The organism is Pseudomonas sp. FYR_7 (assembly GCF_043106155.1).
Classification (GTDB): domain Bacteria; phylum Pseudomonadota; class Gammaproteobacteria; order Pseudomonadales; family Pseudomonadaceae; genus Aquipseudomonas; species Aquipseudomonas parafulva_B.
In genome coordinates this window covers 1-13641 of record NZ_JBICMI010000062.1, presented here as the reverse complement: position 1 = coordinate 13641, position 13641 = coordinate 1, and the positions used below count along the sequence as shown (strand labels likewise).

9 protein-coding genes and 1 pseudogene are annotated in these 13641 nt (G+C 62.9%); 5 read left to right on the top strand and 5 right to left on the bottom strand.

The genetic code is table 11. From position 1 onward, the window contains the following. Positions 1–36: 36 nt before the first annotated feature. Positions 37–636 (bottom strand): FMN-dependent NADH-azoreductase, encoded by a 600-nt coding sequence (locus ACF8R3_RS15935; protein ID WP_196186403.1) that lies wholly within the window; start codon positions 634–636, stop codon positions 37–39. A 103-nt stretch (positions 637–739) separates the two neighbouring features. Next, positions 740–1054 (bottom strand): hypothetical protein, encoded by a 315-nt coding sequence (locus ACF8R3_RS15930; protein ID WP_058604200.1) that lies wholly within the window; start codon positions 1052–1054, stop codon positions 740–742. Positions 1055–1103: 49 nt separating this feature from the next. On the opposite strand from ACF8R3_RS15930, the gene ACF8R3_RS15925 reads away from it, so the two are divergent. From ACF8R3_RS15925 to ACF8R3_RS15910, 4 genes and pseudogenes are all read left to right on the top strand, one after another. After that, positions 1104–2027, top strand: coding sequence for a LysR family transcriptional regulator (locus ACF8R3_RS15925; protein ID WP_058604199.1), 924 nt, complete (start codon positions 1104–1106; stop codon positions 2025–2027). Between the two features lie 238 nt (positions 2028–2265). Continuing rightward, positions 2266–2823: a peptidylprolyl isomerase gene (locus ACF8R3_RS15920; protein WP_058638043.1), complete on the top strand. Its 558-nt coding sequence runs from the start codon at positions 2266–2268 to the stop codon at positions 2821–2823. Positions 2824–2884: 61 nt separating this feature from the next. Continuing rightward, entirely contained in the window at positions 2885–4717 is a 1833-nt protein-coding gene (locus tag ACF8R3_RS15915; protein ID WP_392515872.1) for an ABC transporter ATP-binding protein, read from the top strand. A 167-nt stretch (positions 4718–4884) separates the two neighbouring features. Continuing rightward, positions 4885–5337: pseudogene (locus ACF8R3_RS15910) on the top strand (transposase); the annotation flags it as partial. Here the strand turns inward: ACF8R3_RS15910 and ACF8R3_RS15905 are convergent. Beyond that, on the bottom strand, positions 5336–6490 hold the full coding sequence (locus tag ACF8R3_RS15905) for a GNAT family N-acetyltransferase (RefSeq protein WP_392515871.1): 1155 nt from the start codon (positions 6488–6490) through the stop codon (positions 5336–5338). The pseudogene ACF8R3_RS15910 and the gene ACF8R3_RS15905 overlap by 2 nt on opposite strands. A 229-nt stretch (positions 6491–6719) precedes the next feature. Here ACF8R3_RS15905 and ACF8R3_RS15900 point away from each other — a divergent pair, with 229 nt between their 5' ends. Beyond that, a complete protein-coding gene (locus ACF8R3_RS15900; protein WP_078478949.1) occupies positions 6720–7967 on the top strand; it encodes a putative porin in 1248 nt (415 codons plus the stop codon). A 75-nt stretch (positions 7968–8042) separates the two neighbouring features. Here ACF8R3_RS15900 and ACF8R3_RS15895 read toward each other — a convergent pair whose 3' ends face one another. Together ACF8R3_RS15895 and hrpA are read right to left on the bottom strand one after the other, a co-directional pair. Next, complete coding sequence (locus ACF8R3_RS15895) at positions 8043–9164, bottom strand: beta-ketoacyl-ACP synthase III (RefSeq protein ID WP_058638040.1); 1122 nt, start codon at positions 9162–9164, stop codon at positions 8043–8045. A gap of 231 nt (positions 9165–9395) precedes the next feature. Then, entirely contained in the window at positions 9396–13301 is a 3906-nt protein-coding gene (gene hrpA / locus ACF8R3_RS15890) for an ATP-dependent RNA helicase HrpA (protein WP_392515870.1), read from the bottom strand. Positions 13302–13641: the final 340 nt, after the last annotated feature.

The window sequence follows — 13641 nt, the reverse complement described above, 5'->3', positions numbered from 1 at the left end:
CGCTGAGACAGGTGCACGTGTTGAGCTTCGCTGCAGTTAGGCTACCGACGCCAGGCTTGCCTTGGCCTGGTTCAGGCCCTTTTCATGGAAATCTCCGCTCATGTTCAGGCCTTCGGCATGAATGAACGTCACGTCGTGAATGCCAATGAAGCCCAGCACCTGCCGCAGGTAGGGTTCCTGATGGTCGCTTCCAGCCCCTGCATGGATGCCGCCGCGTGCGGTCAGTACAATGGCACGCTTGCCGTTCAACAGGCCCTGGGGGCCGGTGGGCGTGTATTTGAAGGTGATGCCGGCGCGCAGTACATGGTCCAGCCAGGCCTTGAGGGTACTTGGGATGGTGAAGTTGTACATGGGCGCTGCCAACACCAGCACATCGGCTGCCAGCAACTCGTCGGTCAGCACGTTGGAGCGGGCCAGGGCTTGGTGCTGGGCAGCACTGCGCTGGTCTTCAGGGTTCATCCAGCCGCCGAGCAGGTCGGCGTCCATGTGCGGCACCGGGTTGGCCGCCACGTCACGCACCGTAATCTGGTCGGCCGGGTGGGCGGCGCGCCACTGCGCAGTGAAGTCCTGGGTCAGTTGGCGGGAAATCGAATCCTGCTGGCGTGCACTGCTTTCGACGATCAGAACATGGGACATGACGGCCTCCATCGGGCTGGGGTAGATGCGATGGAGGAAGGTTAACGCTTGACCTATCGATGAAAAAGCGTAAATAGTCGGTACGATTTATCGATTAATTAGTTTATTCAACTGCGCATTTTACGCTGATGCGCAACTTGATGATCTGCCGGTTGAACTTGGCGGTAACATCGGCGCGCTTGCCGGCCGGTACATTTACCCGGCGCACCCGCGGGGCTTCAGGGCCGTTGCGAAAGGTCACCTTGCAGGCGGCGGGCACCTGGCCGTAGTTCTCAAGGGTAATCGCCCCCAGGTCATAGGCCGTGTCATAGGCCGTGGCGTCCACCTTCACCCCGTCCATGTGTTTCTCCATGTCGATGGGATAGGCAAAAGCGGTCACCGGCAGGCATAGCAGCAATGCCGCACAATATTTCTTCATGGGGCGTTCTCCTTGTGTGGAACGCAGCTTAGGCCAACAGGAGCAGGACATGAAAGCGCCACGCGTGACGCTGGACCAATGGCGGACCTTGCAAGCTGTAGTCGATCATGGCGGGTTTGCCCAAGCTGCCGAGGTGCTGCACCGCTCGCAATCGTCGGTCAGTTACACGGTGGCGCGCATGCAGGAACAGCTGGGTGTACCGTTGCTACGCATCGACGGCCGCAAGGCGGTGCTGACCGAGGCAGGCAGTGTGCTGCTGCGCCGCTCGCGGCACTTGGTCAAGCAGGCCAGTCAACTCGAGGACCTGGCGCACCACATGGAACAGGGGTGGGAAGCCGAGGTGCGCCTTGTGGTCGATGCGGCCTACCCCAGCGCGCGCCTGGTGCGTGCCCTGGCCGCCTTCATGCCGCAAAGCCGCGGCTGCCGCGTGCGCCTGCGCGAGGAAGTGCTGTCCGGGGTCGAGGAAGTGATGCTCGATGGCATCGCCGACCTTGCCATCAGCAGCTACAACATTGGCGGCTACCTGGGCGCGGAGTTGAGCGCCGTGGAATTCGTGGCCGTGGCCCACCCTGACCACAGCCTGCACCGGCTGGGACGCGAACTGACTTTCCAGGACCTTGAAAGCCAGTTGCAGGTGGTGATTCGAGATTCGGGCCGCTCGCAGCCACGCGATGTGGGCTGGCTTGGCGCCGAACAGCGCTGGACGGTCGGCAGCCTGGGCACGGCTGCCACCTTCGTCAGCAGCGGGCTGGGCTTTGCGTGGTTGCCGCGGCACATGATCGAGCGCGAGCTGCGTGACGGTGTGCTCAAACCCCTGCCGCTGGACCAGGGCGGTAGCCGCCATCCCCTGTTCTATCTTTACGCGAGCAAGGAGAAGTCCCTGGGCCCGGCCACGCAGATCCTCATCGACCTGCTGCGCAACTTCGACACGGCACCGTTGGATGTGCCCTTCGCAGCCCCGGCCCAGGTGTAAGTGTGATGGCCAGGGCCGGCTGCGAACGCGGGCCCCGGCTGGCTGTCCGAGCTGGGTGTCAAACTCGCGATCAGGCCCTGACACAATTTCAAACGCTGCGCCTGTGCCTGGCCTACCACCTGTACTGGCAGCCGTCGAAAATTCACGGCACGCTATTACTCCTTGTACATTGCGATATATCCACCGTACCGGCGGCCCTCGAATGCAGCCGCCTCCACTTTGAAGGACCTTTGCGCCCATGCTGAAAAAACTGCTGCTTACCGCCTGTTCCGTCGCGTTCGCCACCAGCGTCATGGCTTCCGACAAGACGCCGCACGTTGTGCTGGACACCAGCTTCGGCCAGGTGGAAATCGAGCTCAATGCCGAGAAGGCCCCACTCAGCACCAAGAACTTCCTGCAGTACGTGGACAGCGGCTTCTACAACAACACCATCTTCCACCGGGTAATCCCGGGCTTCATGGTGCAAGGCGGCGGCTTCACCGAGCAAATGGTGCAGAAGGACACCAAGGACCCGATCCGCAACGAGGCCAGCAATGGCCTGCAAAACACCCGCGGCACCCTGGCCATGGCCCGCACCTCGAACCCGAATTCGGCCACCAGCCAGTTCTTCATCAACGTGGCCGACAACGATTTCCTCAACCCGGGCCGTGACGCGGGTTATGCCGTGTTCGGCAAGGTGACCAAGGGCATGGAAGTTGTCGACCAGATCGTCAATTCGCCCACCACCGTCAAGAAAGGCATGCGTGACGTGCCCGCTGACCCAGTGTTCATCAAGTCGGCTAAACGCATCGATTGATCGCGGGTCTCACAGGGACGTGACCCGATTACCGGTCGGTTGAACAGGAGTTTCAACGCTGATGCTGTACCGTCGTTTCGAGCAACTGATCGACATCTTCCGCGACGCCCCCAGCGAAGCGCCGCCCAGCGGCGTGTGGGCGTTCTATTTCCATTATCTGCGCCAGGTATGGCCAAGCTTCCTGGCTTTGCTGGTGGTTGGGCTGATCGCTTCGTTGATCGAAGTGGCCATGTTCAGCTTTTTGAGCCGCATCATCGACCTGGCCCAGGGCACGCCCAGCGCCAGTATTTTCAGCGAGCACAGCGGCGAGTTGATCTGGATGCTAGTGGTGGTGCTGTTGCTGCGTCCGTTGTTCTTCGGGCTGCATGACCTGCTGGTGCATCAGGCCATCAACCCAGGCATGACCAGCATGATCCGCTGGCAGAACCACAGCTATGTGCTCAAGCAAAGCCTGAACTTCTTCCAAAGCGACTTCGCCGGGCGCATCGCCCAGCGCATCATGCAGACCGGCAACTCGCTGCGCGACTCGGCGGTGCAGGCGGTGGATGCGTTATGGCATGTGCTGATCTACGCCATCACGTCGCTGGTGTTGTTTGCCGAGGCTGATTGGCGGTTGATGTTGCCCCTGGTGGTCTGGATCGTGTGTTTCATTGCCGCCTTGGCGTATTTCGTGCCACGCGTCAAAGCGCGCTCGGTGGTGTCGTCCGATGCCCGCTCCAAGCTGATGGGCCGCATCGTCGATGGCTATACCAACATTGCCACGCTCAAGCTGTTTGCCCACACCGATCACGAACAGCAGTATGCCCGCGAAGCTATCAGCGAGCAGACCGAGAAAACCCAGCTGGCTTCGCGGGTGATCACCAGCATGGACGTGGTCATCACCACGTTGAACGGCGTGCTGGTGGTCGGCACCACCGGGCTTGCCCTGTGGCTGTGGAGCCAGTCGCTGATCACGGTGGGGGCCATTGCCTTGGCGACTGGTTTGGTCATCCGCATCGTGAACATGTCGGGGTGGATCATGTGGGTGGTCAACGGCATTTTCGAGAACATTGGTATGGTGCAGGATGGGCTGCAGACCATAGCCCAGCCCGTCACCGTCACCGACCGCCCTGCTGCCCCGGCCTTGAAGGTTACCCAGGGCGCCGTGCGGTTCGAGAACGTGCGCTTTCACTATGGTGAAGCGAGGAATGTGATCGAGGGGCTGAACCTGACGATTCGGCCCGGGGAAAAGATCGGCCTGATCGGACCGTCTGGTGCCGGGAAGTCGACCTTGGTGAATTTGCTGTTGCGTCTGTACGACGTGCAAGGTGGGCAGATTCTGATCGATGACCAGGACATTGCGCAGGTGAGCCAGGCAAGCCTGCGTGCGCAGATCGGCATGATCACCCAGGACACCTCGTTGCTGCACCGCTCGATCCGCGAGAACCTGCTGTACGGCCGCCCGGATGCGACTGACGCCCAGTTGCAGGAAGCAGTGCGCCGCGCCCGGGCTGATGAGTTCATCCCGCACCTGTCGGACGCCCAGGGCCGTACCGGTCTGGATGCGCATGTAGGTGAGCGTGGAGTGAAGCTGTCCGGCGGCCAGCGCCAGCGCATCGCGATTGCCCGTGTGCTACTGAAGAATGCGCCGATTCTGATCATGGACGAGGCCACGTCCGCGCTGGACTCGGAGGTGGAGGCGGCGATCCAGGAGAGCCTGGAAACGCTGATGCAGGGCAAGACCGTGATCGCCATCGCCCACCGGCTGTCCACCATTGCCCGCATGGACCGACTGGTGGTGCTGGACAAGGGCCGAATCGTGGAGGTGGGTAGCCATACTGAGTTGCTGGAGCAGCGGGGGCTGTATGCGCGGCTTTGGCAGCATCAGACAGGTGGGTTTGTGGGGGTTGATTAGGTGATGCCCAGGCTTTGAGGGTTCAGGCTTGAGGAGGGGGATGAAACCTCGCGCCTGTTCAAAACCCGGAGCCGCTTTGCGGCCCCAAGCCATAGGCTGTAAAACTGTCTCACTCTGCCCACTTCAATGGCCAGCTACCCTTGCAATGACTACGCAAGGAGGTCGCCATGATAGGCCGAGGTTCTCACCGCTTACGTCTGGGCAGGTTCTCCGAGCCCGGGCGGTTATATCTACTGACCACCGCCACCCGAAACCGTACCCCACTTTTCACACACCTGCACTACGCCAGGGCCGTGATCCAGCAGCTGCAACTCACTGCTAAGCAACGACAGTGCCAGAGCCTCGCCTGGGTACTGATGCCCGATCACCTGCACTGGCTAATCGCGCTAGGCCCCTGCAGCCTCGACGAGCTGATGCGTGAATTCAAATTACGCAGCAGTTGCGCGCTTTATACACGAGGCGCCGAGCACCAGCGAATCTGACAACCTGGCTTCCATGACCGCGCCCTTCGCCGTGACGAACAGGTACGCAGCGTCGCTCGCTACATCATCGCCAATCCAATCCGCGCCGGCCTGGTAACGCGAGCGAGCGATTACCCGCATTGGGACTGTGTCTGGCTCAATGGCCCTCTTCCCGGCGATAAGGCAACATCTCCCGTGCCTGGGCGGCATACGCCATTACCCCTTCACGCTCCTGAAGCAGAAAATCGGCCACCGCCGTGCGCAACCCGGGATGCAGCAGGTAATGCCACGAGCGCGTGATCACCGGCTCGAACCCACGAATCAACTTGTGCTCACCCTGGGCGCCAGCATCGAAACGTTGCAGCCCTTGGGCTATGGCGAAGTCCATGCCTTGATAGAAACACGTCTCGAAATGCAGGCGATCGAACTCGGCCAGGCAGCCCCAGTAACGGCCAAACAGACTGTCCCCACCTACCAGGCTCAGCGCCATTGCCACGTCCCGCCCGGCCTGGCGCGCCATTACCACGCGCAGGGCGTGGGGCATGCGCTCGGCCAGCAAGCTGAAGAACTCCCGCGTCAGGTAAGGCGCCCGGCCGCGCACAGCGTAGGTGTTGGCGTAACACAGGTAGACGAAATCCCACTGGGCTTGGTCCAGTTCGTCACCCCGGTACCAGCGAAAATCAATCCCCTGCCCCGCTACCTGCTCACGCTCCTTGCGCATCTGCTTGCGCTTGCGGGAGCTGAGGGTGTCGAGAAAATCCTGGAAATCGCGGTAGCCGCGGTTCTGCCAGTGAAACTGGCAACCCAGGCGCTCCATCCAGCCCGGCAGGCGCGCCAACTGTTCGTCCAGCGCAGGGTCGGTGAAGTTGATGTGGGCGCCAGACAGGCCGGCTTTGCTCAGGTACTCGGGCAAGGCCTGCAGTAACAAGTGCCCGGCTGCCGCATCGGCCGTCAGCAAGCGCGGGCCACTGACCGGGCTGAACGGCACGGCCCCCAGCAGCTTGGGATAGTAGGCGATGCCAGCCCGTTCACAGGCGTGCGCCCAACCATGGTCGAAGACGTACTCACCGTACGAATGCCACTTGCGGTAACCCGGCAGCAGCGCTTGCACCTTGCCCTCGTGCTCGAGCACCAGATGTTCGGCCGCCCACCCGTTGTTGCGCGCGACACTGCCGCTGTCTTCCATCGTACTGAGAAAGGCATGGCTGAGAAACGGCTGGCCTTCGGGCACCAGGGCGTCCCAGGTGGCGGTTGGCATATCACGCAAATGAGCAAGGCTATACAGACTGGTCACAGGGTCGGCTCGCGGCATCAAGGCCCTCAGTATCACCAAGCCGGGCGCCGGACTCAAATGACGATCGCCTGACGGGCTTCACTTCACAACAGTGCCACTATTCCGACATTAATCTGTCACTCGCCCCCGCAATACTTGCGCCTGTTTTCCGGAACCACAGAACCTGTCTATCCAGGCCCTTCCGGAGACGTGCCAACACAGGGGCGGGCGCTCGGCGTCCCCCATCTTACTCAGTAGGGAGAACCGTATGCGTCTTGTTTCTACACTTACCGGAGCAAGCCTGACCGGCATGGTGCTGGCCATGAGCACCACTCCGGCCAGTGCGGCCGTTGACGCCAAGCTGCTCGAAATGCTCCGCGCCAATGGCTCGATCAACCAGGCGCAATACAGCGAGCTACAGGCTGACCTGGCCCAGGAAAACAAGGAAAAGGCCGCTCAGAAAGCCCAGTCCGAGCGCATGAGTTCGTTCGAGCAAAAAGTGGCCTGGGCGGCCAAGACTCAGATCAAAGGCGACGTGCGCCTGCGTTATGAAGACGTCAACGTGGACAACCCGATTTCCCGCAGCGGCAACCAGGACCGGGAGCGTGTGCGTGCCCGTGTCGGTTTCTACAGCGAGATCAACCCGCAAGTGGACGCCGGGGTGCGGGTCGCCACCGGCAGCAGCGCCGATGCGCGCTCGACCAACCAGAGCCTGGACAACTACTTCGAGAAGAAATCGTTGTGGGTGGACCTGGCCTACCTGGACTGGCACCCCACCGCCGTGCCGAACCTGCACCTGATCGGCGGCAAGATGATGCAGCCCTGGGTGAGCATGGGCGACATCATCTGGGACAGCGACATCAACCCCGAAGGCGTAGCCGCCACCTACAAGACCAACCTGGGCCCTGCCGAGGTGTTCGGCAGCATCGGCCACTACAACCTCAAGGACAACGTCGACGGCGACGGCGTGCAGTTCAAGCACGATGCACAGCTCTACGCTGCGCAGTTGGGGACCAAATTCAACGCAGCCGACACCGTCAAGGTCACGGTGGGCGGCAGCGTGTACGGCTACGACAACGACAAGTCGTCGGCCGCGCTGCGCTCGCTGGGCAACACCACCGACGAATTCAACCTGGTGGAAGGCTTTGGCCAGGTGGACTTCACCGGCTTTGCCATCCCGCTGTCGGCCTATGGCCAATTCGTGAAGAACACCGAGAGCACCGATGGGCAGGACAAGGCCTGGCTGGCGGGTCTGAAGAGTAAGATCGGGGCCTGGAGCCTGGACTACAACTACCGCGACGTGCAGCGCAATGGCGTCGTGAGCCTGTTTACCGACTCGGACTTTGGCAACGGTTTCACCGGCTCGCGCGGTCACAAGTTCAAGGTTGGCTACGAGATCGACAAGAACTTCGCACTCGGTGCGGCCTATATGATGGCCAAGACCGACTACTCCAACCTGCCCAACAGCAACGCCGATGTGGATACGCTGCAGGTAGACCTGGAAGCCAAGTTCTAAGCACCGCCACCGCGCAAACGGCCGTCCCCATCCGGCCGTTTGCGCTTTTAGGCGGCCATCGCCAGCCTTGCCGGCTTAGCGTTTGCGCAAAATCACGCTGCCGATCGAATACCCCGCGCCAAACGAGCTGAGCACACCCAGCGCCCCTTGTGGCAGGTCATCCTGATACAGGTGCAAGGCAATGATCGAGCCTGCCGAGCTGGTGTTGGCGTAGCGGTCCAGGATCACCGGCGCTTCCTGTTCACTCACTTCACGCCCCAGCAGCTTCTTGACGATCAGGTGGTTCATGCTGAGGTTGGCCTGGTGCAGCCAGAAGCGCGCCACATCGCTGGGCTGAAGGCCGTTTTCCTGCAAATGCTCGCCCACCAGCTCCGCCACTTTCGGGCACACCTCGCGGAACACCTTGCGGCCTTCCTGGATGAACAGCTTGTCTGCGGCGCCTTCGCCCTCCTCCGCCGCGCGGTTGAGGAAGCCGAAGTTGTTGCGGATGTTATTGGAGAACTCGGTCCACAGCTTGCTGCTGACCACGTCGAACTGGTGCGCCGATGTGGCGTGATCGGCGCGTTCGAGCAGTACCGCGGTCGCCGCATCGCCAAAGATGAAGTGGCTGTCACGGTCGCGGAAGTTCAGGTGGCCGGTGCACACTTCAGGGTTGACCATGAGCACGGCCCGCGCCTGCCCCAGCGCCACGCTGTTGGCGGCGGTCTGGATGCCGAAGGTGGCGGACGAACACGCCACGTTCATGTCGAAGGCAAACCCCTGGATGCCCAGCGCCTGCTGCACTTCGATGGCAATGGCCGGGTAAGGGCGCTGCAAGTTGGAACAGGCGACGATGACCCCGTCCACGTCGGCAGCGCTGCGGCCAGCGCGCTCCAGCGCCTGGCGCGCCGCCGCCACGGCCATTTCGCACAGCACCGACGGCTCGTCGTTGGAGCGCTCTGGCAGGCGCGGTTTCATGCGCTGCGGGTCGAGGATGCCGGCCTTGTCCATGACGAAGCGGCTCTTGATACCCGAGGCCTTTTCGATGAACGCCGCATCGGACAGCGGTGCGGCTTCGACCTCGCCACGCTCGATGGCCTGGGCGTTGTCCTGGTTGAACTGCTGCGACCAGGTGTTGAAGGAGGCTACGAGTTCTTCGTTGGAGATGCTCTGGGCCGGGGTGTACAGGCCGGTGCCGCTGATCACGACATTATGCACGGTCGTTCCTCTGTTCTTGGGCCATCGCCACCCGGCGCTGGCTGGAAATACACTGATTTAGTGGCACTTTAGTACTAACTTTGCGACGAGGGCAGAGCCCACGCTTGACGGTAGCCCACCTCATGGATGCCATCACCCTGTAGGCGGTGAGCATGCAGGCGAAGCAGGGCTGTGCGCAGTGGGCCGCCAAGCGGCCCGAAATTGTCTCAATAGTGCCACAACTGTGTGAGTTTAGCCTTCCACCTGGCTCCACTGCTTGCTCAATCGCTTATCGGAAATCGGCACCTTGGTGCCCAGCTGCTGGGCGAACAGCGACACGCGGTATTCCTCCAGCCACCAGCGGTACAGGGCCAGCTGCTCGTCGCGCTTGCCTTCCTGGGCATGCTTGTCGGCACGGGCCTTGTACTGCGCCCACAAGTTGGCCAGTTCGCCACTCCATACCCGGTCCTTCTGCACCTGCGAACCCAGCTTCTCCAAGCGCAGCTCGATGGCCTTGAGGTAGCGTGGCAGCTCCTTGAACCACAGCGCCGGCGTTTCACGCACAAAGCCCGGGTACACCAAGTTGCCCAACTGCTGTTTGATATCGTTCAGGGCCACGGCCTGGCTCAGGTCGATCTTGCCCTTGAAGCGTTTCTGCAACCCGTGCCACAGCTTCAGCACCTCGAGGGTCTGCCGCGCCAGGCGCTCGGCATGCTCGGCCCAGCTGCCCCGCTTGCGTTCGGCCAGCGCCGCCAGGGCCGCGCCTTCACGGGGCAGCACCGGCTCACCGTCGAGAATGCAACTGTCCAGGCTGGCCAGCAGAATGTCTTCGACCAGCGCGTCGACCCGGCCCATGTCGCGGTACAGCAGCCCCAGTTCGGTCAGCCCAGGCAGCTTGCCACGCAGGAACTTGGCCGGCTCGGCCAGCTGTTGCAGCAGCAGGCGCTGCAAGGCGCGGCGGTGCTGGAAGTCGGCTTCGGCCTGGGTCGAGAAGCGGCCTTCACGCACCGTGCCATTGTCCTCGACCAAGGCCGGGTAAACCGTCATCGACAGCCCCGCGATCTTTTGCTGCGCCGTGGGTTTCACTTCGCTGAAGGCCTTGGCCTGCACCGGCTGCTCGCTTTTGGCATCGCGTGGCACTGCCAGCGCTGCCTGGCTGGCGGCGGCGAACCGCGCGGTCAGCTCCGCCAGGTCACGCCCTTCGCCCAGGAATTTGCCCTGCCCGTCGACCACTTCGATGTTCATGCGCAGGTGGCCTTCGACCAGGCTGACCGATTCGTCCCAGGCCTCGTCGGGCACCCGCGCACCGGTCATGCGCAGCAGTTCATGGCCCAGGGCCTGGGGCAACGCGCCTTGGCCGAAGGTCATGCGGGCCAAGGCAGCCTTGACGAAGTCCGGCACCGGCACGAAGTTCTTGCGCAGGGCCTTGGGCAAGTTGCGAACCAGCGCCACGCACTTGGCTTCGAGCAGGCCGGGCACCAGCCACTCCAGGCGCTCGCCTGGCAGGCTCGGCAACAGGGGTGCCGGTACCCGAACGGTCACACCGTCACGGGGGTGATTGGGCTCGAAGTGGTAGGTCAAGGGCAGGCGCAGTTCGCCCACCTGCAAGCTGTCGGGGTACTGCGCGGCAGTCACCTCGCTGGCCTCGCGTGCCAGCACGTCTTCCTCGCGCATGATCAGCAGGTTGGGGTCTTTCTGGCTGCCCATGCGGTACCAGCTGTCGAAAGTGGCCGTCTGGTGGATCTCGGCCGGCAGGCGCGCTTCGTAGAACGCATAGAGCGTTTCTTCGTCGGCCAGGATGTCGCGACGGCGGGCCTTGGCCTCGAGGGCGTCGAGCGCTTCGAGCAGGCGCTTGTTGGCCGTCAGGCACTTGGCCCGCGACTGGATCTCACCACCCACCAGGGCCTCACGAATAAACAGCTCGCGGGAGGTGGCCGGGTCGATGGGGCCAAAATGCACCGGCCTGCGGCCGACCAGGATCAACCCATACAGGGTGATCTGCTCATAGGCCACGACCTGCCCGCGCTTCTTCTCCCAATGGGGCTCGAAGTGGTTCTTCTTGATCAGGTGGCCGGCCAGTGGCTCGATCCAGTCCGGCTCGATACGCGCGACCACGCGGGCATAGAGCTTGGTGGTTTCCACCAGCTCGGCTGCCATGACCCACTGCGGGCGCTTGCGCCCGATACCCGATGACGGGTGCACCCAGAACCTGCGCTGCCGTGCGCCCTGGTAATCGCCGTCTTCGGTCTTGTGGCCGATCTGGCTGAGCAGGCCGCTGAGCACGGCTTTGTGCAGCTTGGGGTAGTCGCACGGTTCCTTGTTGACCGTCAGTTGCAGCTCGCGGCAGATCAGCGCCAACTGGCGATGGGCGTCGCGCCACTCACGCAGGCGCAGGTAATTGAGGAAATGCTTGCGGCACCAGTTGCGCAAGGGGTTGGCCGTCAACGCCTGGCGCTGTTCCTCGAAACCTCGCCACAGGTTGACCAGTGCGGCGAAGTCCGAATCCACGTCCTTCCATTGCGCGTGGGCCTGGTCGGCGGCCTGCTGGCGCTCAGGGGGGCGTTCGCGTGGGTCCTGCACCGACAAGGCGCTGGTGACGATCAGCACTTCCTGCAGGCTGCCCAGGCGCGCGCCTTCGAGCAGCATGCGGCCCAGGCGCGGGTCGATGGGCAGCCGAGCCAGCTGACGCCCGACCGGGGTCAGCTGATTTTCACGGTTGACCGCCGAGAGCTCTTGCAGCAGGTTGAAGCCGTCGCTGATCGCCTTGCCGTCTGGCGGCTCGATGAAGGGGAACGCGTCGATGGCGCCCAGGCGCAGGTGCAGCATTTGCAGGATGACGGCCGCCAGGTTGGTGCGCAGGATCTCGGGGTCGGTGAAAGCCGGTCGGCTGTTGAAGTCTTCTTCGCTGTACAGACGCACGCAGATGCCCGGCTCCACCCGTCCACAGCGGCCCTTGCGCTGGTTGGCGCTGGCCTGGGACACGGCTTCGATGGGCAGGCGCTGCACCTTGGCGCGGTAGCTGTAGCGGCTGATGCGCGCCGTGCCGGTATCGATCACATAGCGAATGCCGGGGACCGTCAGCGATGTTTCGGCCACGTTGGTGGCCAGCACCACGCGCCGCCCGGCATGGGGCTGGAAGATCCGCTGCTGCTCGGCCGGCGACAGGCGCGCGTACAAGGGCAAGATTTCGGTATGGCGCAACTGCGCCTTGCGCAGAATCTCGGCGGCGTCGCGAATTTCGCGCTCACCGGGCAGGAAGATCAGCACATCGCCCGGGCCCTTGCCCTGGCCGCGCTCGTGCTGGGCCAATTCGTCGAGGGTGGCAAGGATAGCCTGATCGACGGTGAGGTCGTCCTCGATCGGGTTGCCTTCCTCGTCCTGTTCGCTGATCAGCGGGCGATACCAGGTTTCCACGGGGAAGGTACGGCCGGACACCTCGATGATGGGCGCATTGTCGAAATGCTTGGAAAACCGCTCCAGGTCGATGGTGGCCGAGGTGATGATGAGCTTGAGGTCGGGCCGCCGGTGCAACAGGGTCTTGAGGTAGCCGAGCAGGAAGTCGATGTTCAGGCTGCGTTCGTGGGCTTCGTCGACGATGATGGTGTCGTAGCGTTCCAGGAAGCGGTCGTGCTGGGTTTCGGCCAGCAGGATGCCGTCGGTCATGAGTTTGACCAGTGTGTTGGCATCGCTCTGGTCTTCGAAGCGCACTTGATAACCCACCAGGCCGCCCAGCGGTGTGCCCAGTTCCTCAGCCACGCGGGCGGCGACACTGCGCGCGGCGATCCGGCGTGGCTGGGTGTGGGCGATCAGGCCATGGCTGCCGCGGCCCAGTTCCAGGCAGATCTTGGGTAACTGGGTGGTCTTGCCCGAGCCGGTTTCGCCGGCGATGACCAGCACCTGGTGTTCGGCCAGGGCTTTTTTGATCTCGTCGCGCTTGGCGGCGATGGGCAGGCTGTCGTCGTAGCGCACCAATGGCACGCTCTGCTGGCGGGCGGTGACCTGGGCGCAGGACGCCTGCACCCGCTCTGCCCACTGCGCCAGCTTTGCCTCGTCGGGGCGCTTGCGCAGTTCATGCAACTGGCGCCGCAGACGGTGGCGGTCGGCGATCATGGCGTGGTCGAGGTTTTGCAGCAGTTTGTCGATGGCGTGGTCAGTCATTGGGCTTTTCGGTGATGCAGGTGGGCCTGCGGTGTAATCGGCATTCGAAAGAGGTGTGATTGTCGCAGATTTGGTTATTGCTTGCTGGGGGTGCTTGAAAGGTTGGGCTGGCGGGTCGGTTTGAGGGTTCAGTTTCTCTCGGCGGGGCTGGAGCTGGCGGGTGCGCAGGTGATGGGCGGCGACTTGGGTGGGGGCAGGGATTTGCGAACTGGCTGAGGTCGCCTGAACCGCTTTGCGTCCGTCGCGGCGAGGGTGTCAGTATTTTTGTGTGCGGGCCGGTAGCGGCCTGTCGTCAGGCAGGCCCTCATTTTCATCACGTTGGCCGGGTGAGCCGACCCCC